Origin of the sequence: Actinoplanes italicus (assembly GCF_003001815.1) — a bacterium.
Taxonomy (GTDB): domain Bacteria; phylum Actinomycetota; class Actinomycetes; order Mycobacteriales; family Micromonosporaceae; genus Actinoplanes; species Actinoplanes italicus.
Genome location: NZ_PVMZ01000008.1, coordinates 406,454 through 428,320 on the forward strand (window position 1 = coordinate 406,454; position 21,867 = coordinate 428,320).

General features: G+C 68.6%; 17 protein-coding genes. 6 read left to right on the forward strand and 11 right to left on the reverse strand.

Annotated elements, in window-relative coordinates:
* The first annotated feature begins 53 nt into the window (after positions 1-53).
* The gene (locus tag CLV67_RS21995; protein WP_239166482.1) at positions 54-482 is read left to right on the forward strand and encodes a YbaB/EbfC family nucleoid-associated protein; all 429 of its coding nucleotides are present in this window, start codon (positions 54-56) and stop codon (positions 480-482) included.
* Positions 483-563: 81 nt separating this feature from the next.
* Here CLV67_RS21995 and dnaB read toward each other — a convergent pair whose 3' ends face one another.
* Entirely contained in the window at positions 564-2,018 is a 1,455-nt protein-coding gene (gene dnaB, locus CLV67_RS22000; protein ID WP_106321260.1) for a replicative DNA helicase, read from the reverse strand.
* 522 nt (positions 2,019-2,540) lie between these two features.
* On the opposite strand from dnaB, the gene CLV67_RS22005 reads away from it, so the two are divergent.
* Complete coding sequence (locus CLV67_RS22005) at positions 2,541-5,909, forward strand: hypothetical protein (RefSeq protein WP_106321262.1); 3,369 nt, start codon at positions 2,541-2,543, stop codon at positions 5,907-5,909.
* Positions 5,910-5,968: 59 nt separating this feature from the next.
* Here CLV67_RS22005 and rplI read toward each other — a convergent pair whose 3' ends face one another.
* The 5 genes from rplI to CLV67_RS22030 form a co-directional block, all read right to left on the reverse strand.
* Positions 5,969-6,418: a 50S ribosomal protein L9 gene (rplI, locus tag CLV67_RS22010; protein WP_106321264.1), complete on the reverse strand. Its 450-nt coding sequence runs from the start codon at positions 6,416-6,418 to the stop codon at positions 5,969-5,971.
* A gap of 14 nt (positions 6,419-6,432) precedes the next feature.
* Positions 6,433-6,672, reverse strand: a complete 240-nt coding sequence (gene rpsR / locus CLV67_RS22015) for a 30S ribosomal protein S18 (RefSeq protein WP_007073789.1) — start codon at positions 6,670-6,672, stop codon at positions 6,433-6,435.
* A 40-nt stretch (positions 6,673-6,712) separates the two neighbouring features.
* The gene (locus CLV67_RS22020) at positions 6,713-7,303 is read right to left on the reverse strand and encodes a single-stranded DNA-binding protein (RefSeq protein WP_106321266.1); all 591 of its coding nucleotides are present in this window, start codon (positions 7,301-7,303) and stop codon (positions 6,713-6,715) included.
* Between the two features lie 66 nt (positions 7,304-7,369).
* Positions 7,370-7,660 carry a 30S ribosomal protein S6 gene (gene rpsF, locus CLV67_RS22025; protein ID WP_014448192.1) on the reverse strand — a complete coding sequence of 97 codons (291 nt, stop codon included), beginning with the start codon at positions 7,658-7,660 and terminating at the stop codon, positions 7,370-7,372.
* A 294-nt stretch (positions 7,661-7,954) separates the two neighbouring features.
* Positions 7,955-8,932: a hypothetical protein gene (locus CLV67_RS22030; RefSeq protein ID WP_106321268.1), complete on the reverse strand. Its 978-nt coding sequence runs from the start codon at positions 8,930-8,932 to the stop codon at positions 7,955-7,957.
* 128 nt (positions 8,933-9,060) lie between these two features.
* Here CLV67_RS22030 and CLV67_RS22035 point away from each other — a divergent pair, with 128 nt between their 5' ends.
* Both CLV67_RS22035 and CLV67_RS53485 read left to right on the forward strand, forming a co-directional pair.
* Positions 9,061-9,837 (forward strand): deoxyribonuclease IV, encoded by a 777-nt coding sequence (locus tag CLV67_RS22035; RefSeq protein ID WP_106321270.1) that lies wholly within the window; start codon positions 9,061-9,063, stop codon positions 9,835-9,837.
* Between the two features lie 22 nt (positions 9,838-9,859).
* Positions 9,860-12,373, forward strand: coding sequence for a hypothetical protein (locus CLV67_RS53485; protein ID WP_239166483.1), 2,514 nt, complete (start codon positions 9,860-9,862; stop codon positions 12,371-12,373).
* 1,369 nt (positions 12,374-13,742) lie between these two features.
* Here CLV67_RS53485 and CLV67_RS22050 read toward each other — a convergent pair.
* From CLV67_RS22050 to CLV67_RS22060, 3 genes are all read right to left on the reverse strand, one after another.
* On the reverse strand, positions 13,743-15,272 hold the full coding sequence (locus tag CLV67_RS22050) for a glycosyltransferase family 87 protein (protein ID WP_106321272.1): 1,530 nt from the start codon (positions 15,270-15,272) through the stop codon (positions 13,743-13,745).
* 140 nt (positions 15,273-15,412) lie between these two features.
* Complete coding sequence (locus CLV67_RS22055) at positions 15,413-17,734, reverse strand: transglycosylase domain-containing protein (protein ID WP_239166488.1); 2,322 nt, start codon at positions 17,732-17,734, stop codon at positions 15,413-15,415.
* A 493-nt stretch (positions 17,735-18,227) separates the two neighbouring features.
* Positions 18,228-18,695, reverse strand: coding sequence for a DUF5318 domain-containing protein (locus CLV67_RS22060; protein WP_106321277.1), 468 nt, complete (start codon positions 18,693-18,695; stop codon positions 18,228-18,230).
* A gap of 158 nt (positions 18,696-18,853) precedes the next feature.
* On the opposite strand from CLV67_RS22060, the gene CLV67_RS22065 reads away from it, so the two are divergent.
* Both CLV67_RS22065 and CLV67_RS22070 read left to right on the forward strand, forming a co-directional pair.
* A complete protein-coding gene (locus CLV67_RS22065; protein ID WP_106321279.1) occupies positions 18,854-19,459 on the forward strand; it encodes a PadR family transcriptional regulator in 606 nt (201 codons plus the stop codon).
* 23 nt (positions 19,460-19,482) lie between these two features.
* Positions 19,483-20,562 carry an inositol-3-phosphate synthase gene (locus CLV67_RS22070; protein ID WP_106321281.1) on the forward strand — a complete coding sequence of 360 codons (1,080 nt, stop codon included), beginning with the start codon at positions 19,483-19,485 and terminating at the stop codon, positions 20,560-20,562.
* 45 nt (positions 20,563-20,607) lie between these two features.
* Here CLV67_RS22070 and CLV67_RS22075 read toward each other — a convergent pair whose 3' ends face one another.
* Both CLV67_RS22075 and CLV67_RS22080 read right to left on the reverse strand, forming a co-directional pair.
* A complete protein-coding gene (locus tag CLV67_RS22075) occupies positions 20,608-21,063 on the reverse strand; it encodes a methylated-DNA--[protein]-cysteine S-methyltransferase (RefSeq protein WP_106321283.1) in 456 nt (151 codons plus the stop codon).
* Between the two features lie 19 nt (positions 21,064-21,082).
* The gene (locus tag CLV67_RS22080; protein ID WP_106321285.1) at positions 21,083-21,823 is read right to left on the reverse strand and encodes a hypothetical protein; all 741 of its coding nucleotides are present in this window, start codon (positions 21,821-21,823) and stop codon (positions 21,083-21,085) included.
* Between the last annotated feature and the right edge of the window lie 44 nt (positions 21,824-21,867).

Below are 21,867 nucleotides of genomic sequence, written 5' to 3' on the forward strand. Positions count from 1 at the left end.
GAAGTCACATCGTCACTTTAAAGTGAGCTATTTCGATAGGTCTCTCTTTTCGTGTGCGTTACGAAGTTACCGGAATACGCAACGTCGCCGATCTTGGGTATTCTCACGTCCGCCCCCCTGTCGCGGCGAACGGAGGAACACCCGTGACTGAAACCACTGATCAAGCCGCCGACCCCAACCTGCGCAACGACCTCGAAGACATCTACGGCCGGTATGAGGAACTTCGTTCCGGTGTGGACGAACTTCAGCGCAGCGTCGCCACGATGCAGGTCAGCGCCGAATCCGAGACCGGCGAGATCCGGGCCACTGTGGACGCTGACGGACTTCTCATCGACCTCCGGCTCAACCCGGACGCCTGCAGGGAATGGTCCCCCGAAACCCTCGCCCGCGTGATCGTGGAAACCGTTCAGCACGCATCCGCCGGCAAATCCCGGCAGATCGAACAACTGGTCACCAATCACCGCTCCAACGAGGACGCATAACGCCGCTTCATGTCCGGCTGGCTGTCACCGCTGTCTCGAGACGGTCGAGACAGCGGTGAGAACCAGCCGGACAAAAGCCGTTCAGATGGCCATGTCGACGAAGCGGGAGAGGTGCAACTGCGCCGCCACTGTGATGGTGTCGGTGGGGCCGTTACGGTGCTTGGCCACGATGAAGTCGGCCTCGCCCGCGCGCGGTGACTCCTTGTCGTAGTAGTCGTCACGGTGGAGCAGGATCACCACGTCGGCGTCCTGCTCGATGGAGCCGGACTCACGAAGGTCGGACAGCTGAGGGCGCTTGTCGGTGCGCTGCTCAGGACCACGGTTCAGCTGACTCACGCCGATCACCGGGCACTCGATCTCCTTGGCCAGCAGCTTGAGACCACGGGACAGCTCCGAGACCTCCTGCTGACGGCTCTCGGTCTTCTTCGGCGAGGACATCAGCTGGAGATAGTCGATGACCAGCAGCCTGAGGTTGTGACGCTGCTTGAGCCGGCGCGCCTTCGCCCGGATCTCCATCAGGTTCATGTTGGGCGTGTCGTCGACGAAGATCGGCGCCTGACTGATCTCGCCCATCCGCCGGGCCAGTTTGGTCCAGTCGTCGTCGGAGAGCTGGCCGGAGCGCAGCGTGTGCAGCGGCACCCTGGCCTCGGCGGAGAGCAGACGCATGACCATCTCGATCTTGCTCATTTCGAGCGAGAAGATGGCGCTGGCGTGACCGTGCTGGATCGCCGCGTTCCGGGCGAAGTCCATGCTGGCGGTCGACTTACCGAGACCGGGACGACCGGCCACGATGATCAGCTGACCGGCGTGCAGGCCGTTGAGCAGACGGTCGAGGTCGGCGAATCCGGTCGGGACGCCGGTCATGACGCCACCGGACGCGCCGACCGCCTCGATCTCGTCGAGGGTGGGCTGGAGCATGTCGCCGAGGGCCGCGAAGTCTTCGCTGACGCGTTTCTCGGTGACGTCGTAGATCGCCTGCTGGGCCAGGTCGACGATGTCGTCGACGTCACGGCCGCCGTTGCCGCCCGTGCCGTAACCCAGCTGGACGATCTTGGTGCCCGCCTCGACCAGGCGGCGCAGGATGGCACGCTCGGAGACGATTCGGGCGTAGTAGGAGGCGTTCGCCGCGGTCGGCACGCTCTCGATCAGGGTGTGCAGGTACGGCACGCCGCCGACCCGCTGCAGATCACCCGAGTCGGCCAGCGCGGCGGCCACCGTCAGTGCGTCGGCAGGCTCACCACGGCCGTACAGGTTGAGGATGACGTCGAAGATCGTGGCGTGCACCGGACGATAGAAGTCGTTGACCTTGAGGATCTCGACCACGTCGGCGATCGCATCCTTGGACAGCAGCATGCCGCCGAGCACGCCCTGCTCGGCCGCGACATCCTGCGGCGGCGCCTTGTCGAACTGACCGCCGTCCGATCCACCACCGCCCTTGCCGCCGCCTCCGCCGCCACCGCCGGTGAAGTTCCCACCGCCGCCACCGGGCTGGGACGGTGGCCGCGACTCAGGCCTCGCGTCGTCGGTGATCGACACCGGTTTCCCCCTCTACTCGGCCATGGCCGCCTCGAAAATCGGACCGTCCCGGACAACCCCTTCGACTGATCCCGGACCGGATTCAGTGCTTCGTTCCGATCAAAGTCCGCTTGTGAGGCTGGACCACTGTACGAATCCCGTTGCCACCAGCCCAACTGCCGCGGTGGATGAGCCTCTGGACAACCTGTGGACATCTCCGGTGACTCCTGTGGGTAGCCCTGTGCACACCGTGTGGATAACTCTTGGGGACAACCAACCCGAGCAGGGGATTCGTCATTCCTGCCTGTGGAGGGCAGAAACAGTTCAGGATCAGCGGAAATACCGACTCCCGTGAGCAAGCCGTCGCACTGAGGCGTTGCGGTTCCGCTTCGGGCACGTCACCCTTTTCAGGTGGACCAACGGGAGTGGGACTACGGGACCCGCATGTCGCGCCCTCGGCGCGCTGCGGGATCTTGGCCCACCCGTGAATCGGAGCCCGAGGAACCGGAGTCCCGTTGGTCGTCCCTGACCGACACCGGAAGCATGGCTCCGAGCGACGAGGCACTCGCCTGGCAGCGCCGTGCCGACGACTGGGCACAGCAGGCCGAGGTCGAGCCTTACAACGGTGGCGGCGGCCAGGCCATCGAGCCGGCCAACCGGTGGTCCTCCGAGGTCACCACCACCGGCCGCCCGACCTTCCCGGCCGACGGCGTCGGCTGGCGCACCGAGACCGCCGAGTGGCGGGCCACCGGGGCACGCTGGCGGCAGACCACCGAGTGGCGTTCGGCCACCGGCTCGCACGTCTGGCGGTCCACCACCGAGGCCTGGCGCTCCGAGGACGAGGCCGCCCAGGAACGGGAGAAGCCGTCCATCCCGGGTACCGCGTGGGAGACCGGCTCGGAGAGCGACGCCGCCACTCCGTCCTGGCGGCGGTCCGCCCCCGAGACCCCGTCGTGGCGGCAGCCCGAGCCCGACCCGCCGTCCTGGCGGCAGTCCGAGCCGGAGGCACCCTCCTGGAGGCGGAACGACCCGGACACGTCGTCGTCCTGGCAGCGCCGCTCCGACCTTCCGGCCGCGACCACCCCGGTCGAGCAGACCCCGTCCTGGCGGCAGCCGTCCGCCCCGACACCGTCCGCCCAGACACCGTCCTGGCAGCAGCCGTCCACCCAGACGCCCTCCGCCCAGACTCCTTCCTGGCAGCAGCCCCAGCAGACACCGTCGTGGCAGCAGCCGTCCACGCAGACACCGTCGTGGCAGCAGGAACCGGCAGCCCAGACACCGTCCTGGCAGCAGCCCCAGCAGACGCCCTCCTGGCAGCAACCGTCCGCACCGGCGCAGTCCCGGCGCCGCGGCGCCGACACCGGATCCTGGTCCACCGCGGCGGCCTCCGGCCCGGCATGGTCGGACCGTCCGGGCCCGGGCGACGGCCGTCCCGGTCCGGGGGAGAACACCACCGGACTGACCCGCTGGGAACGCACCGAGGCGCCCGGCTGGCAGCGATCGCCCGCTGAGGACGCCCGGCACCTGGTCCGTGACGACGACCGTGCCGCCTGGAACAGGGATGCCGGTTACACCGATCGTGCGGGTTACGGCGAGCGGCCGACCCGTGCCGGCCGCCGGCGGGCCGCTGAGAATCAGGCCGCGCCCTCCGGTGGCTCCGGCTGGTCGAGCGGCGCGGACGACGACTGGGCCGGGCACACCGACACCGGCAGCATTCCGGTCTTCGACGACCGGGAGGACGCTCCGGAGGCTCCGGCCTGGGGTGCGCGCTCCGAGGCTCCGTCGCGCCGTGACCGGCGTCGGCAGGCGGAGGAGTCCCGTCCCGAACCGCCGCGGGCCGAGCCCGGTGGACGCCGCGGTTCTCAGGGCGGACGGCAGCCTCGCTACAACGCCAACCCGACCAACTGGCGCGAGGACACCGCGTCGTGGGACGCCGAGCAGGACACCAGCAACTGGACACGCGACCCCGACACCGGCCAGTGGAGCCGTGCCGAGGACGATCCGCGCGTTCTCGCATGGCGTGCCGAGGCGGCGCGTCGCGAGGCGATGAGGGACGACGAGCCGGAGAACACCGGCCGACGGGGCCGGCGGGCCGATCCGCCCGGCGGTGTGCCCGGCGGGCCGCTGCCGAGCAGCTCGATCCCGGCCCGTGACGCCGGAGGCTCCGGCTGGGCAGCCAGCGGCCCGATGGACGACGGGCCGACCCGGCGGCGTCGGCCCGACGACCCGTACCGCACCGACGGCTTCGGTGGCGGACGTCGTCGCGCGTCCGACTCCGCGCCGCCCGAGGAACCGATCAGCTCCGAGGCCTGGCAGGCCGCGCCCGAGCCCCGGCAGACCCGGCAGAACCGCCGCATGGGCGGTGCCCCGGACGGCCGGCGACCCGGTCCGATGCCGCCGCAATGGTCCGACAACGGTGTGCCGGAGCCGCGTCGCCAGGCGTACCCGGACGATTCTCCGGCGGAGTCTCCGCGCTGGCAGGACCCCGGTTACGGCGGTGGGCAACGTGAGCTCCCGTCCGGCGGGGGTTTCGGCCAGTCGCGTCCCGAACAGCCGCCCCGCAGTGGCTTCGGCAGTGCCGCCCGTGAGCTGCCGGCCGGTCCGTCGGCGCCGCCGCAGCGGCCCGCCTACGGTGCCCGTGAGCTGCCGGCCGGCCCATCTGCCCAGCAGCAGCCCGGCTACGGCGCCCGGGAGTTGCCGGCCGCCCCCGCCAGTGGGCCGGCGTGGCAGGAACCGCAGCGTCCGGCGTACGGCGGCCCTCCGCCCGGCCAGTCGTGGCTGGAGCAGGAGCGACAGCAACGTCAGGCGCCGCAGCGGCCCGCCTACGGCAGTCCGGCCGGTGGTGAGACGTCGTGGACCGACCAGGAGCGCCAGCGCCCCCAGGGAGCTCAGGGGCCGTCCTACGGCGGTTCTGGTGTGCCGTCGCAGCCGTCCGGCTACGACATGCCCTCCGAGCCCCGCCGTCCCGGCTACGGGTCCGCTCGCGCGTTACCGGCGGGCAGCTCGGCACCGGCCTCCGGCCCGGCCTGGGCGGCGCAGCAGAAACCGGTCTACGGCAACGCACCGGTGTCGTCGCCCGGTGACCCGTCGGCACGCTGGACCGATCCGCTGACCGACACGTCGTCCCGGCGCGGCCGGAACGATCGCGACGATCCGCCACCGCCCGCCGGTGGTGGCTTCGGTGGCCGTCCGCCTCTCGCGGACTGGCTCGCCGCAGAACGCGCGGGCCGGCGTGGGGCCGGGGCCGAGTATCGAGGCGCCGGGCAGGACGGTGAGACCGACTGGCGCCGCGAGCTGTCCCGCCAGAGCGATCTGGCCGAGGGCGAGTCCCGCCGTTACGACACGTCGGACTTTCCTCCCTTTCGGCCAAGCGGTTCAGCCGCGGTCGACGGATCGGCGAATCTGGCCCTGAGCGCCACCTCGGTGATCCAGGCACCGCGTACCGCGGACGGTGCCGGAGCGGAGGAGGACACCTCGTGGCCTCCCCGCCGGAACACCGGTGCCTTCCAGGGAACCGGCGCCTACGAGCGCCGGCCGATGGTCGGCGACTTCCCGTCGAACCGGCAGAACGACCTTCTCGACCCGGACGACGACGAGGAGCAGGAGGACCAGGAGAGCAGCCCGCTCGCCGCGGTCGGTTACACCGTCGTCTGGTACGGCGTGCCGGTCGTACTCTTCGTGGCGGGCATCTTCCTGCTCAACAGCGGCCAGCGCGATCACGCCCTGGAGACGCTCGCCGACGCCGCGCCGGAGTTCGGCATCTCGCTGGCGTTGAGCATGCTGGTCGCCTACGGCCTGCGTACAGCCACGACCGCCTGGAAGTCGGCGAGCGTGGGCCTGGCCGCGGCCGTGGTCGGCGGCGGTCTCGCCACCGTGCTGTCCTCCGCCATCACCGGCAACAGCCTCAGCTGAAAACGAGAACGGCGCGCCGGGCAGAAGCCCAGCGCGCCGTTTCGGCGTAGTACGAACGACTACTTAGCGGCCACCACGTTCACGGGGAACGTTGCGGTCACCTCGGGGTGCAGCTTGACCTGGACGTTGTACGAGCCCGTGGTCTTGATGTGACCCGGGAGCTCGAGACGACGACGGTCGAGAGCCGGGCCGCCGGCGGTCTTGACCGCGTCGACGATCTCGGCCGGGGTGATCGAGCCGAACAGACGGCCACCGTTGCCGGAGCGCGCCTTCAGCGTGACCTTGAGGCCGGCCAGCTGGCCCTTGACCTCGTTGGCCTGGCCCAGGTCACGGATCTCACGAGCCTCGCGGGCCCGCTTGATCACGACGACCTGCTTCTCGGCGCCCTTGGTCCACTGGATCGCGAACCCCTGCGGGAGCAGGTAGTTGCGGCCGTAACCGTTCTTCACCTCGACGATGTCGCCGGGGGTGCCGAGGCCGGAAACTTCCTGCGTGAGGATGATCTTCATCTCGGTGCCCCCTCTCAGCGAGCCGTGGCCGTGTACGGCAGGAGCGCCATCTCGCGGGCGTTCTTGACCGCGCGGGCGATCTGACGCTGCTGCTGGGAAGTCACACCGGTGACGCGGCGGGCACGAATCTTGCCGCGGTCGGAGATGAACTTCCGCAGGAGCGCGGTGTCCTTGTAGTCGATGTAGGTGATCCCGTCCTTGTCGAGCGGGTTCACCTTCTTCTTCGGCTTGCGAAGCGCAGCGGCCTTAGCCATTGCTCAAACTCCTGTTGATGATCGGGAAGCCCGGGTGGGCTCAGAAGGGAGGCTCATCGTCGCCGAACGAGGAGTTGCCGCCGCCCCCACCGGAGCGGCCGCCGGAGGCCGGAGCAGCCGTGGACCAGGGGTCGTCGAAGTCGTTGCTGTTGCCCCGACCGCCGCCGCCACTGTTGTTGTTGCCGCCACTGAACTGCCTGTTGCCACCGCCACCACCGGAGCCGTAACCGCCCCCGGAGTTGCCGAAGCCACCGCCGCCGCCGGAACGGACCGCCTTTTGCACCGTCGCCGTGGCGTAGCGCAGAGAGGGACCGATCTCGTCGACCTCGAGTTCGTAGGAGGAACGCTTCTCGCCCTCTTTGGTCTCGTAAGACCGCTGACGCAGCCGGCCCTGCACGATCACCCGGGCGCCGCGCTGCAGCGACTGGACGACGTGCTCGGCGGCCTCACGCCAGATGTTGCAGGTGAGGAAGAGTGCCTCGCCGTCTTTCCACTCGCCGCTCTGCCGGTCCAGCGTCCGCGGCGTCGAGGCGATGCGGAACGAGGCGACACCCGCGCCCGAGTTGGTGTAACGCATCTCAGGGTCGTTGACCAGGTTGCCAACGACCGTGATTACGGTTTCTCCAGCCATGAAACTTCTCCTCGCCGCTTCGTGTCGTTGATGCAAAGGGTCTCAGGACCCTCTGACAAAAACGGCTCAGCGGGTCTCGGGACGGATGACCTTGGTGCGCAGGATGGACTCGTTGAGCCGGAGCTGACGGTCCAGCTCGGCCACGGCCTCGGGCGTCGCCTGCAGGTCAACGACCGCGTAGATGCCTTCGGCCTTCTTGTTGATCTCGAACGAGAGCCGGCGACGGCCCCAGACGTCGAGCTTCTCCACCGAGCCACCCGCGGTCCTGATCACGTTCAGGTACTGATCGAGCGACGGGGCGACGGTGCGCTCCTCGAGCGAAGGGTCGAGGATCACCATGAGTTCGTAATGACGCAAGACTGTCTCACCTCCTGTGGGCTGAGCGGCCACGGTCTCTCCGTGGCAGGAGGTCTTGTGTCGCTCGCAGAAGAAAGCCGTGGGACACCTGCGCCCACGGCGAACACACTGCGAACCGAGCCAGCATACCCACGAGGGGCACGGGACCCAAAAGCGGCGACCCCGTCCGTGGGACGGGGTCGCCGATGGAGAGCCGCGGGGCGTCCGGCCCGATTCGTTGGGTGGGACCTGGGGAGGAACGACCACACCGATGAGGTTGGACGCGTACGCCCCGCGGAGCTTCTGAAGAAGAGCTTACGCCATATTTGTACGAGATGCACGTTGCGACACGATTGCCCGAATCGCGGCGGTTGCCACGCCGAGGACGCACACCAGTGCCGTGAGTCCGAGCAGACCCAGCGGGTGCCCGTCCTCGATCCGGCCGACCGCGGCCACCGGCTCGGCCGCCCGGAATCCGCTCGGCTCGGTCGCCTCCCCCACGGGGACGGCGCCCTCGGTGCCGGTCTCCGTGGCCGACGGCACGACCGCGCGGACCTGCGGCGGAGCCTGCGGCACGATCGTCTTCCGGTCACCGGGTGGCATGCCGGCGAACGCGGGGGCGCCGATTCCGGCCGTACCGCGAAGGGATTTGCCCTTGATCCGTGCCGCAACGGTCGGGATCGTCGTCGCCGTCCGCGTCTCGGCCGGGCGCCGGACTCCCCTCCTGGAATCCCCCGATGAGGTACGGACGGGACGCGACGCCGGGGCGATCGTGTCCGGCAGCGCCGACCCCGCGGAGGTACCCGACGGCGAGCCTGAGCCGGCCGCCGGTTTCGACATGACCGCCGACGCGCCCCCGGTCGCCGGCGCCGGTGCCGGTCCCGGCTGCTCGGACGAGGCCGACGGCGCGGCCGTGACCATCACCGGCAGCGCCGCCTCACCCAGCGAACAGTCCGGAGTGAGAAGGACCGCCGTGGTGCCGCGCCGGAACACCACCTCGGCGGCGCCGTCGGCCGGGATCGTGCCCCTCGGCGCACCGGCGAGCTTGAGCTGCGCGTCGTGGCCGGTCTGATTCACCACCCGGACCACACTGCTGGCCGGCACCGTCATCGACTCGACGCTCGGCTTGGAACCGCAGGACAGGCCCAGCACGCCCGCACCGCCGAAACTCACCTGACGGTCGTTGGCCTCGACCTGTTCGGCGCTCGCCGTCCCGTTCGTGAGCAGCGGGGCGCCGAAGATCAGGCCACTCAGCCCCAGCGCCGCCATCCGGTATCGGAACTGCCGCGACATGCACCATCCCCCAGTTCAACGCCGGCCCGCGCCGGCATCCGTCAAGCGTGATCAATGGAGCTAACGACTCGTGGCGGAGGCCGGTGACGCGAGGGGGAACCGTCGTACCCGCGTCGTAGGCTCGTCCCATGCGCATCGGAGCCCACGTCGATTCAGCCGACCCACTGGCCGAGGCCGCCGCCCGTGGCGCCGAGGCCGTGCAGTTCTTCCTGACCGACCCGCAGAAATACAATTCGCCCAAACCACGTGAGGACGCGGAGCTCATCCGCGCCTCCGAGGTCGACGTCTATGTGCACGCGCCATACATCGTGAACGTCGCCTCCCCCAACAACCGGATCCGCATCCCGAGCCGCAAGCTGCTGATGGCCCACGCCAAGGCCGCCGCCGAGCTGGGCGCGAAAGGCCTGATCGTGCATGGCGGGCACGTCGGCGCCGGCGCCGATCTCGCGGCCGGCTTCGTGAATTGGCGGAAGGCCTTCGAGTATGCGGAGAGCGAGGGCGGCCTGCCCCTGCCGGTGCTGATCGAGAACACCGCGGGCGGCGACAACGCCTGTGCCCGGCGGTTCGACGACCTGGCCCGGCTGTGGGAGGCGGTCGGCTCGTTCGGTGCCGGCTTCTGCCTGGACACCTGCCACGCCTTCGCCGGCGGGGAGGACCTGATCGGCATCGTCGACCGGGTCAAGGCGATCACCGGACGGATCGACCTGATCCACGCCAACGATTCGAAGGGTGGATTCGACTCGGGCCAGGACCGGCACGACAACCTGGGGAGTGGGAAGATCGACCCCGAGTTGGTGGTCGCCGCCATCCGTGCCTCCGGCGCTCCGGCCATTGTGGAGACGCCCGGCGGGGTGGAGGGTCAGACCGCCGACATCGCCCTGCTGCGGGAGCGGGCGGGCAACTGACGCACCGCCGACGGGGAGGGTCATGACCGAGCAGCCGAAGCCGACCGCGCCCGCGCCCGCTCCCGAGGAGCCCGCGCGCCGGCGGCGTTTCGGGCTGTTCCGCGGCGGTCGCCCGACGGCCACGAAGAACACCGCGCCACCTGTCACGGCCTCTGCGGTAGCCGTGGCCGAGAAAACCGACAAACCAGAGACAAAAGATCCAAAGAAGACCGACGAGGGTACGAAGAAGCGACAGCCACTGCCGACGACGCGTCCGCCCGGCGCCCCGCCGGACCCGTGGTCGGTCTTCGCCGCGACACAGGATCAGCAGCCCGGCCGCCTGCGCCGCGGTCTGCGGGCGGCCCTGCGCACGCTCATCCGGGAATACGCGCTGATGGTCTATGCGGGCTGCCTGCTGGCCGTGGCGATGACCTGGCCCACCCTGCGCTACCCGATGTACACGCTTCCGCAGGACCTCGGCGACCCGTCCCGGCAGGCCTGGCAGATGTCCTGGCTCGGGCACATCCTGATCACCGATCCGGTCCGGCTGTGGCAGTCGAACGCGTACTTCCCGGCCGCCGACGCCTTCGCGTTCGGTGACAACCTCCTCGGCTACGCGCTCGCCGGGATACTCGGCACCGGCCCGAGCGCTGCGATCCTGCGCTACAACATCGTGTTCGTGCTGGCCCACGCCCTGCTCGTGATCGGCGCCTACGCTCTGGTGCGACAGCTCGGCGCCCGGAAGACCGGTGCGGCGGTGGCCGCCGTGGCGTTCGCCTACGCCCCGTGGCGGCTCGCGCAGGAGGGCCACCTCGACATCATCTCGGCGGGCGGCATCCCGCTGGCGCTGGCCATGCTGGTCCGCGGGCACGGTTACTCCCTGCGGTACGGCTTCCGCGCCGATCGACGCAGTGCCGCGTGGGCGATCACCGGCTGGCTCGTCGCGATCTGGCAGCTCACACTCGGCTTCTCGCTGGGCGTTCCGTTCGCGTACGTGCTGGGTCTGCTTCTGCTCTGTCTCTTCGTCGCGGGCGTGGTGCACCACCTTCGGCCGATGCCCAAGGAGGCGCGCCCGGAGAAGACCGGATCCAGGAAGGCCCTGTTCACGAAGGCCCTGTTCACGAAAGCCGTGTTCACGAAGGCTCGGCCCAAGAAGGACGACAAGTCATCGGGTACCGATCCATCGGCTGCGGGGAAGGCCGATCCGTCGGCTGCGGGGAAGGCCGATCCATCGGCTGCGGGGAAGCAGGCTGAGGCGAAGGCCCACGAGGCACCGCCTGCTCCGGAGGTCGGCAAGGCGTCGGCTGATCCGGAGGTCGGCAAGGCCTCGGTTGCTCCGGCGATCGGCAAGGTGCAGCCACTGACGGAGGCGGGCCGGGCCCAGGCGATCGCGAAGGCCGGTAAGCCGCTCAAGGACACCACCGTTCAGCCTGCTCTGGATCTGTCCAAGGCGGACGTTCTGGAGAGCCCACGCCGACGGAACCCGGCCAGGTTCTTCCGGTTCCTCCGGTTCTTCCTGCCTCCGCCCAAACCCGACCCCGCCAAGTCGCGCAAGCCACGCCGCAAGCCGCTCATCGGCGTACTGCTCACCAACGTCAACATCATGGGCGCGACGATCTTCACAGCGGTCGGCATCCTGATCGCGGTGCCCTACATCCGGCGTGACGACACCGGCTCCCGCCTGCAGGAGATCACCTTCTTCTCCCCGCCACTGCGCAGCCTGCTGATCGGTCCGGCCGAATCACGAATCTGGGGCGCCGCGCACGAGACACCACGCACGTCGCTCGGCTGGGCGGCAGAGATGTCCCTGCTGCCGGGGTTCACCCTGTATGCGCTGGCCCTGGCAGGTCTGTTCCTGTCGATCTGGCGGCTCCGGCACCGCCTGCTGCTGGCGACCGGCCTGGCCGCCGCGATCGTGCTCACCCTGGGGACGAACTTCTTCGACGGCCGCTGGACGTACATGCCGCTGTTCGGACACTTCCCGGCCTCGTTCGACCTGCGCATCCCGGGTCGCCTGATGCTCTGGGTGACCCTGCTGCTGGCGATCCTGGCCGCCGGAGCGGTCGACGACTTCGTCCGCCGCGCCGAGCACCTGGCCGCCCTGCGTATCCCGCCGTGGCCGGGCCCATGGCTGCGCCTGGCCACCCTGATCCCGCTGATCCTGGTCGCACTGGAGGGCTGGAACACCACGGCTCACCCGGTCGTCCCAGCACAGCCGGCCGCGCTGCGAACCGTACCCGGCCCGATGCTCGTGCTGCCCACAGCCGAGCTCACCGACCAGACCGTCCAACTCTGGACCACTACGAGGTTCCAGGACGTCACAAACGGTGGCGGCAGCTTCAACGCCCAGGCCCAGGCCGAAATGCGCGCCAAGGTCGCCACGTTCCCCGACGCCACCAGCGTGGCCTATCTCGACTCGCTGGGCGTCCGGCGGGTACTGCTGCTCAGCGACCACATCGCCGGCACCGCCTGGGAAGACGCCGGCGATCTGCCGGTCGAGAGCCTGGGCCTCCGGCGCGAGGACGTACCCGGCGCCGTCGTATTCACCCTCGACTAGAGGAAGCTGCGAGAGTCGAAACTCCGGTAGAGGAAGCTGCGGGAGTCGAAACTCCGGTAGAGGAAGCTGCCGGAGTCGAAACTCCGACAGCCAGGCGCGGCCACGAACCTCGTACGTGGTCACGCCGTTCACGGCCCTTCCCGCGTACCCCCACTCGATCATGCGCCCGCACGCGATCACGCACCCCCACAGTCGCAGATCTCGGACGATCGTCGCGACCCGCCGCGATCTTGTACGCGTCTTGTGGGTCCGGCGGCCGTTCAGTCCCGGCGGCCACCAACGCCCAAGATCCGCAACAGTCGGCCGATGTTGGATAGCGCACTCGCCAGGGCGGTCATCGCCGCACAAGGTCTCCCGAGCAGCAACGCCCCTACAAAATCCAGGTGAGTTCAAACGGGCACAGCGGCTAGACACCTTCTACGGTCAGGGTCTGAGGCTGGTGGGGATAGCCTGTCCCGGACCGCCTGATCGCCCAGCCGTGCCCAGTGAACCCTTCCCCGGACCGCCTGATCGCCCAGCCGTGCCCAGTGAACCCTTCCCCGGACCGCCTGATCGCCCAGCCGTGGGCGGTGAACCCTTCCCCAGGCTGTTGATCGCCCAGCCGTGCCCGGCGAACCCTTCCCCGGACCGCCTGATCGCCCAGCCGTGGGCGGTGAACCCTTCCCCAGGCTGTTGATCGCCCAGCCGCGCCCGGCGAACCCTTCCCCAGATCGCCTGATCGCCCAGCCTTGGGCAACGAACCCTTTACCGGGCCGGAGGCCGCGATATCCCGGAGCCCGGCTCCAAAAACGGCCCTAGTTGATCGTCCAGCACCGAGCCGCGGCGGTAACCGACCCCCCGCGGCCCCGGAGCCCACGACGGTAACGACGAGGAGGTCCACACTGCCGATCCGTGGACGCCCACCGTCGCCATCACGACGGCAGGGTCACGCACAACCTCTACGTGCGACCCGCCGCCGCAGCACCGGGTGGCTCGGCTACAAACTCGCGGCCCCGGCCCGGTCCTGACTCCGGAAGCTCTGACACCCGAGGGCACGCAGCGCTCGACGTCGTTGCGGACCGTACAGGTGGATAACGCCGAGTAGATGCACCCAGCTGGCAATTACCTTTCGGCCTAGGTCGATGCCAGCCAGCAACTGCCTAGTGCGGTGACCACCAACCTTCGCCGAGTCAGCCCGGGGCAGAAACCTGGACCGATACGCGACCGGCAACCCGGGTCGACGTTCATGGCCATCCCAGACTCGGACCCCGGCCGCGATAGACGCCGGCCGGTAGCCACACCTCAGAACCGCGACGGATTCCGACCCGCCACCAACCCCGGCAGGACAGACAACGATCGACCGCCGCCCCGACGACCCGCGGAGCCGACTTCAACCACCGATCGGAGCGGCAGCCTCATCCTTGTGAACCGGCGGCGGGGGCGGAGCCGGGGCTTCCAACGAGGGTCCCAACCCGAAGGTCCGACGCAACCCGGTGATCCACGGCTGCTCAGGCCCGTCGAGCACCCCCGCGTCCGGGTCAGCACCCCCGTAGGACTCCCGGACCACGTCGAGTTCCGGCCGCCAGATCTCCCGGACAACGAACCCGCAAAGGACTGCCACAGTGACGAATCGCGCCGTGGAAGCGAGCACGAACGTGCCCTCCGGAATGACCGACTTGCCGCCGGCACCGATCAGCTCGGCATAGAACGCCGCAAGGTAGCCGATCTCGGCGACGGTCCAGGCCACGACCGCGCCCCACTTCGGGCGCGCCAGGGCGATCAGCGGAACCAGCCACAGCACGTACTGCTGAGACCAGACCTTGCTGAACAGCAGGAAGCACGCGACGACCAGGAAGGCGAGCTGGCTGAGCCGGGGCCGACGCGGCGCCAGGAGACCGAGCATCAGAATCCCGAGACAGCAGAGGCCGAACATGGCGTACGACAGACGGTTGAGCTCGGGGATGTGGTCACTGAGCCACTGGAACGGGCCCTGATCGCCCGCGGTGCCGGTGTTCCATTTGCTGTCCAGGTAGCGGCCGATGTACCAGAAGGTGCCCCAGTCGATCGGCCGCTCGTCGTTGAGGCGGAAGAATCTCAGCCAGCTCTCGTGCCACAGGATCATGACCGGCAGGTTGACCAGTAGCCAGGTGACACCGGCGGCCGTGAACGAGCTGAAGAAGGACCGCAATCGGCCGTTCCGCAACGCCAGGATCAGGATCGGCCCGAGGATGAACACCGGCCACAGTTTCGCCGCGGCCCCGAGCCCGAAGAAGACACCTGCCCAGATCGGATGCCGTTTCGCCCACAGCGCCAGGCCGACCGCGAAGAGACCGATGGCCAGAAAGTCCCAGTTGATCGTGGCGGTGACCACGACGATCGGGGACACCGCGAAGATCGCCGCGTCCCATGGCCGTCGCCGCCGGAGTGAGAGCACGATCGCGACGCTCATGACCGCGAGCAGTGACAGCACCAGCGCGTTGGCGTTGTAGAACCAGCTGCCCTGGTTGATGTCGGGGTGAGTCTCGCCGTAGGCGTGCACCGGCAGTCCGAGCGCGCCCATGAAGTACCCGGTGACAACCGGGTACTCGACGGGGTGGTCCTGGTAGGGGACCTTGCCCTCGTTGAGTCCCTCGGCGAAGTAGAGGGCCAGCACATCGGTGTAGCAGTACCGCGTGTACTGGACGTTCTTCTGCCAGTTGCCGTCCATGCAGGGCGACTTCTGCACCCAGGACAGGGCCAGGATGAGGCAGGCGAGGGCCATCACGATCCGCGGCGCGGTCCAGAACCGGCCGGGGCGGGAGTCCGGCGGCACGGCGTGTGCGCCGAGCGGCCCGCCGATGGCTTCGGAGAGCCCGCGCACGAAACCGTCCGAGGTCGCTCTGGAGACGTCGGGCCGTTCTGTGGGTGGTTGGGCGCTCATGTCTTGGCATCATGCCGCATCCGGGGCTCCGGAGGGCGACCGGCCACGTGCGGCACACCGATCTTCATGAGATCCACAGGTCCCGATAAGACGAAGGCGCCCACCCCGTCGGGGGTGGACGCCTTCGTCAGATGGGGTCGCTAACGGGGACCTGGTCCGCCGCCGTTACCGGCTCCGCCGTTGCCGGCGTTCCCGTCCTCGTCGTCATCGTCGCCGCCGGGCCCGCCGGGCCCGCCGGGTCCACCGGCCGCCTGGCACAGCGTGCTGGTCGGATTCAGCTGGCAGAAGACGCTGTTCTGGTCGATGCCGGGTGTTTCCACAGGCTTGACGCCGTTGCCCTTCGTGGCGTCACCGGTCCTGATGCGCTCCGGGAACTTCTCCTCTTCCCACTTCATCGCCTCGGAGGCGGTCTCGAGGAATTCCTCCCAGATCGCGGCAGGGGTGCCGGACCCGAACATGTTGCCGCCGTCCTTCTCCTTCAGCGCGACACGCTTGCCGGCGCCACCGACCCAGACGGTCGCGGCCAGCTGCGGGATGCCACCGACGAACCAGGTGTCACCGCTGAGACGCTTACCGTCGACCTTGATCTCCCAGGTGCCACTCTTGCCGACCGATTCACGGCCGGAGACCGTGTTACCGGCGGCGACGGGGATCTTCTTCAGTACGCCCAGCAGGTCGGACATCTTGGCCGCGTCGAAGACCCGGTCGCCCTTCTTCGGGGCGGTGTAGAGGACCTTCTCGGCACCGGTCTTCGGGTCGCGCTGACGCACCTGCTTGACGAAGTGAGCGTCGTGCTTCACACCGGCGTTCACGATGGTGGCGACACCCTGCGCGTGCTCCAGCGGCACCACGCGGTACTGACCGAAGGCGACCTCACGGTCGAAGCTGCTGGACATCTTGCTGCCGTTGGCCTTGGTCAGGTCGATCTTCTTGCCGCTGTCGGTCCACATCGTGCCGACACCGGCGTCGCGGGCCGCCTCGATGACCTTGTCCTGCCCGAGCTGGTCGGCGATCCAGTAGAACGGGAAGTTGTACGACTTGACGGTCGCGAACTCCAGGTCACAGTTGGTGTTCTTGCCCTGGCACAGCGTCTTGTCGTCGGCACCGGCGTTGCTGATCACATCGCCGTTCGCCTTCTTCTTGGTCGCGTCCCAGATCGTGTCGAACGAGTAGTCCGCCCGCAGGCCGGCCGCCAGCGTGTAGATCTTGAAGGTCGAGCCCGGGGACTGACCACCGCTGCCGTCGTCGGGGACGCCACTGCCGTCACCCTTCATGTAGCCGCCGTAGTCGATGCCGTTCGGGTCCTCGCCGCCGTAGTACCCGAGCACCTCACCGGTCTTCGGGTCGATGCCGACCACGGCGGCCTGGTACGTGTCCGGCCGCTTGTACATCGGCGAGGTCTTGCTCAGGCGCGAGCCGGCCTTCTCGGCCGCCTGCTGGACCTTCGGGTTGATCGTGGTGGTGATCGTGTAGCCGCCCTTGTCCAGCATCTCCTCGGTGATGCCGAGCTTGTTCAGCTCGAACAGGACGTGACGCATGACCATGCTGACCGGCTTGTTCTCCAGAGCGTTCTTGGAGGTGGTGGTCGGCGGGTTGACCTTGGGGTACACACGCTTGTCGAACTGCTCCTGGGTGATGGCGCCCAGCTCGAGCATGTTCTTGAGGGTGTACTCCCAGCGCTGCTTGGCCTCGGTCTCGTTGTTGGCCGGGTCGTAGCCGGGGTGCGTGTCCGTCTTGTACGGCTGCTTGATGATCGAGGCGAGAACCGCGGCCTGGTAGGGGTTGATCGTGTTCGACTTGTTCTTGACGACCGTCGCGTTGAAGTAGCCGTTCGCCGCCGACTCGACGCCGTACCGTCCACGACCGAGGTCGATGAAGTTCATGTACATGCCAAGGATCTCGTCCTTGTCGTACTCGGACTCCAGCTTGCGGGCGATGACCGCCTCGCGCAGCTTCCGGCTGTAGCTGATCTCTTTCTCGTCAGCCACGTGCCGGGCGTACTGCTGGGTGATCGTCGACGCGCCCTGCAGCTCGCCGCCGGTGAAGTTGTTCCACGCGGCCCGGGCGATGCCCTTCATGTCGATGCCGTTGTGGCTGCGGAAGTTCATGTCCTCCGCGGCGATCACGGCGTTCATGATGTTCGGGCTCATCTGCTGGTACGGCACGTTGATCCGGGGCGAGCCGGTCTTCTGCAGCGCCTTGCCGTCGGAGAGGAGGATCGTGTTCATCTGATCCTCGGCCTTGGGCGGCGGCAGCTTGATGTCGTCGAAGAAGTACGTGCCTCCGACGATGCCGACGCCGAGCATGATGACCAGCACCGCGGCGGCCGCGGTCAGGATGTTGGCGCGGCGGTGCTTCTTGTCCGCCTTGCCGCGTCCCTTCTTGCCGCCGCTGCCACCGGAACCGCCGGAGCCACCGCCACCGCCCGGCCCGCCGGGACCACCCGGTCCACCGGGGGACACGGAGGCACGGCCGCCGACCGGGGCGGCACCGACCGAGGCCCGGCCTCCGACGGACGCGGCGCCCACCGAGGCGCGGCCCGGAGAGGCCGAGCCCACTGCGGCACGGCCCGGCGATGCCGAGCCCACCGCTGCGGAACCCACGGATGCGGAGCCGACCGACGCCCGGGCGGCGGATGCGGAGCCCACCGACGCCCGCCCCGACGACCCTGGGACCGAGGCGGCACCGGATGGACGCCGGTAAGCGTCCGGTCCGGGCTTGGCCCCGTTCCGTGGTTCGTCGTCAGGCGTGGAAGCAGCGGACGGCCCGGGTACTTGGACCCGGGCTCGTGCGGACTGCGAATCGCCGTACGCGTTCATTCCCTCACACCTACCGGTCGCGGGGGCGCTGCCGTACGGCCCGGACAGGCCGTCCCGACACTGCGCCTCGAGCGGGCGTTCTGTGTCGACCGTTTTCCGGTCACAAACTCGTACACGTTAGCGGCATCGATCTGGTTCATCTCCGAACCTCCCCGCTGTGTGTCGACGGACCTGTCCGGTGGGGTCCCCCTCCACCGGACGAGACCATAACGTCGGTGTGCAACATCTCGTCTGCGGCGAGGCCGTCGCGGCCGAGAACGAACCTCTCGATGAGGTGGTTCCACGAGCAGGAACGGCACACCTCGACGACGAAGACTTGAAACTCACGCAGCGTCATCGCAAGCACGGGGAGCTCGGCCAATTTCCGAGCCTGGCCGGCGGACTGCTTGAGCTCGTCGCCATAGACGTAGTGCACCAGTGTCAGGTTGTCCCGGCGGCAGATCGGGCACCGTTCGTCGGTCGGCTCGCCATGGAACGTAGCGGCGTTTCTCAAGTAAGGAGACGCGTCGCAGACCTCGAGCGTGCCGATCCGGCCGTTTTTGACGTCACGCAGGACTGCCCGCCTCTGTAGCGAGTAGTCGACAACCTGCCGCTGCGTACGCATGGCGAAGAGAGTACGCGGTCCCCGCCGCTGCGGCGACCGTCATCACACAGCGTGGCGCGGCAACTGCACAGCATGGCTGAGTTGCACAGGTTCGCGTCCCGATCTACGGTTGCGATGTATCGAGCCGATACATCGGGACACAGTTCGAGGGAGGGCCAGTGCTGGAATTGGCGATCCTCGGCCTCCTTCAGGAGGCCCCGATGCACGGGTACGAGCTCCGCAAGGAACTCGCCACCAAACTCGGCACACTCCGCGCCGCGATCAGTTACGGCACTCTGTACCCCACTCTCAAACGGCTGAAGCTCGCCGGCTGGATCAGTGAGGCCGAGGCCAACAGCGACATCATTCCCCCGATGACCAGCAAGCGGGGGCGGGTTGTCTACAAGATCACGGCAGAAGGCAAGGAGCACTTCGCCGATCTGCTCACCCAGACCGGCCCGGAGACCTACGACGACGCCGGGTTCGGGGTGCACTTCACCTTCTTCTCGCGCACCGATCGCGCCACCAGGCTCCGCATTCTGGAAGGCCGGCGCCGGCGCATCGAGGAGCGCCGGGAGGGGCTCCGCGAGATCCTGGCCCGCGCCGCCGATCGCCTCGACGCCTACACCCTGGAGCTTCAGCGCCACGGCCTGGAGGCGTGTGAGCGTGAGGTCCGCTGGCTGGAAGAGCTGATCACCAACGAGCGCTCCGGTCGTACCCCCGCTTTCCGTCAACGTACGGAGAGCACCCCAGAACCACCGCGTCCGCCCCTGGACCGGCCGTGATGAACAACAAGGAGGCAAACGCGATGGGCTCCGTCCGCGTCGCCATCGTCGGTGTGGGTAACTGCGCCTCGTCCCTCGTGCAGGGCGTGGAGTACTACAAGAACGCCGATCCCAACGACCGCGTCCCGGGTCTCATGCACGTGACCTTCGGCGAATACCACGTATCAGACGTGAAGTTCGTCGCGGCGTTCGATGTGGACGCCAAGAAGGTCGGCATGGACCTCAGTGAGGCGATCGTCGCCAGCGAGAACAACACGATCAAGCTGACCGACGTGCCGCCGACCGGCGTCACCGTGCAGCGCGGCCCGACCTTCGACGGTCTGGGCACGTACTACCGCGAGATCATCGAGGAGTCGCAGGCCGAGCCGGTCGATGTGGTGCAGGCCCTGAGGGACGCCGAAGTCGACGTCCTGGTCTCCTACCTCCCGGTGGGCTCCGAGGAGGCCGACAAGTTCTACGCGCAGGCCGCCATCGACGCCGGTGTGGCCTTCGTGAACGCGCTGCCGGTGTTCATCGCCTCCGACCCGGAGTGGGCGCAGAAGTTCACCGACGCCGGTGTCCCGATCGTCGGCGACGACATCAAGAGCCAGGTCGGCGCCACCATCGTGCACCGCGCGCTGGCGAAGCTGTTCGAGGACCGCGGTGTCGAGCTGCTGCGCACGTACCAGCTCAACTTCGGCGGCAACATGGACTTCATGAACATGCTGGAGCGCAACCGCCTGGTCTCGAAGAAGATCTCGAAGACCCAGTCGGTCACCAGCCAGATCCCACACGAGATGATCAAGAGCGACGTGCACATCGGCCCGTCCGACCACGTGCCGTGGCTCGACGACCGCAAGTGGGCGTACATCCGTCTCGAGGGTCGCTCCTTCGGTGACACCCCGCTGAACGCCGAGCTCAAGCTCGAGGTGTGGGACTCGCCGAACTCGGCCGGCGTGATCATCGACGCGGTCCGCGCCGCGAAGATCGCCAAGGACCGCGGCATCGGTGGCCCGATCCTGTCGGCGTCCTCCTACTTCATGAAGTCGCCGCCCGTGCAGTACAGCGACCACGACGCCCACGCGGCCGTCGAGGCGTTCATCAAGGGCGACATCGAGCGCTGACCCGATCGCGCTGAAAAGGCCGGCCCGCGATGTGGGCCGGCCTTTTCATGTCCAGGACCGGAGCAGGGCCACTCCCGCCTCCAGTTCCAGGAGGCGGCGTTTGCGGTCGAGGCCGCCGCCGAAGCCGACCATCTTGTTGCCGGCGCCGACCACTCGATGGCAGGGCACGATCACCGGGACCGGATTGTGGTTGCAGGCCGTGCCGACGGCGCGGGCCGCACCCGGGTCGCCGAGGGCGGTGGCGATCGCGCCGTAGGTGATCGTCTCGCCGTACGGGATCCGGGCGATCTCCGCCCAGACCGCCTGCTCGAACTCGGAGCCACCGCGCAGCTCGAACGGCACGGTGAAGTCGGTCAGCTCACCGGCGAAGTAGGCGCGCAGCTCCTCCGCCGCCGGATGGTCGGTGGTCGGGCCCGGCCGGGCGGCGAAACGCACACCCACCACGGACGGGCCGTCGACGACCACGCCGAGCGGACCGATCGGCGACTCGATGACGTACATGCGCCAAGTCTGCCTCGAACTACCTGACCTTGACGGCGTCACCGACGGCGTCCGCGTCGCGCTTCCAGTCACCCTCGTAGACGGCCTTCCAGACGCCGCTGCGGGTGGCGGTGAACCGCTTGCTGTAGGCACCCCGGCTGTTCGTGGTGACGGCACCCCGGTACGTCCAGGTGGAGGCCCCGTTCGCCCGGAAGTACACCTTCACGGTCGCCTTGGCGTACGTCTTCCCGTTGACCTTCAGCACGCCCTTGGCGGTGATCTTCTGTCCCTTGCGCACCGGCTCGGGCGACGCGTTCAGCGTCAGCTTCGACGGCCGTTTGACGGAGACGTCGAAGAAGACCGGGTCGATGTACGTGGCCTCGCCCGGCCCGGTGTAGACGCCACCGGACACGACGGCCAGGTAGCGGCCGGAGTGGTCGCTTCCACACAGCGGCACCGCGCCCCGGTACGTGGTGGTCGTCCCCACCCGGGTGAGGCTCCGGCCGCGCAGGTAGTCGTCGAAAGGCGACGGCCCCTCCAGATCGACGCGGACTCCGCTCGGCGCCGGGCTTCCGGCCGGGATGGGCGCGCTCAGCACCGCGGTGAAGGTCACATTCGTGCAGCCGGCCTTGGAGCTGAGAACGACAGTGTCCCGGCTGACCGAGGCGGACTCGATGACGATGGCGGGGTCCGCGGCTCGCGCCGGTGAGCCGACCAGGAGCGCTGCGGCGGGTGTGACGGCCAGCAGTGCCGCCAGGGCGCGGGTTCGTACGGCGATCATGGACAGGACGCTACCGTCTCGACGCCACATCCGTAACTGCCGGA

What these genes read in the sequence shown, in the direction of transcription:
- CLV67_RS53485 (WP_239166483.1), top strand. Translation starts at nt 9,860, where the DNA reads ATGACCGAGCAGCCGAAGCCGACCGCGCCCGCGCCCGCTCCCGAGGAG.
- CLV67_RS22060 (WP_106321277.1), bottom strand. Translation starts at nt 18,695, where the DNA reads ATGCGTACGCAGCGGCAGGTTGTCGACTACTCGCTACAGAGGCGGGCA.
- rplI (WP_106321264.1), bottom strand. Translation starts at nt 6,418, where the DNA reads ATGAAGATCATCCTCACGCAGGAAGTTTCCGGCCTCGGCACCCCCGGC.
- CLV67_RS22020 (WP_106321266.1), bottom strand. Translation starts at nt 7,303, where the DNA reads ATGGCTGGAGAAACCGTAATCACGGTCGTTGGCAACCTGGTCAACGAC.
- CLV67_RS22035 (WP_106321270.1), top strand. Translation starts at nt 9,061, where the DNA reads ATGCGCATCGGAGCCCACGTCGATTCAGCCGACCCACTGGCCGAGGCC.
- CLV67_RS22070 (WP_106321281.1), top strand. Translation starts at nt 19,483, where the DNA reads ATGGGCTCCGTCCGCGTCGCCATCGTCGGTGTGGGTAACTGCGCCTCG.
- CLV67_RS22030 (WP_106321268.1), bottom strand. Translation starts at nt 8,932, where the DNA reads ATGTCGCGGCAGTTCCGATACCGGATGGCGGCGCTGGGGCTGAGTGGC.
- CLV67_RS22050 (WP_106321272.1), bottom strand. Translation starts at nt 15,272, where the DNA reads ATGAGCGCCCAACCACCCACAGAACGGCCCGACGTCTCCAGAGCGACC.
- CLV67_RS22075 (WP_106321283.1), bottom strand. Translation starts at nt 21,063, where the DNA reads ATGTACGTCATCGAGTCGCCGATCGGTCCGCTCGGCGTGGTCGTCGAC.
- CLV67_RS22080 (WP_106321285.1), bottom strand. Translation starts at nt 21,823, where the DNA reads ATGATCGCCGTACGAACCCGCGCCCTGGCGGCACTGCTGGCCGTCACA.
- rpsR (WP_007073789.1), bottom strand. Translation starts at nt 6,672, where the DNA reads ATGGCTAAGGCCGCTGCGCTTCGCAAGCCGAAGAAGAAGGTGAACCCG.
- CLV67_RS22005 (WP_106321262.1), top strand. Translation starts at nt 2,541, where the DNA reads ATGGCTCCGAGCGACGAGGCACTCGCCTGGCAGCGCCGTGCCGACGAC.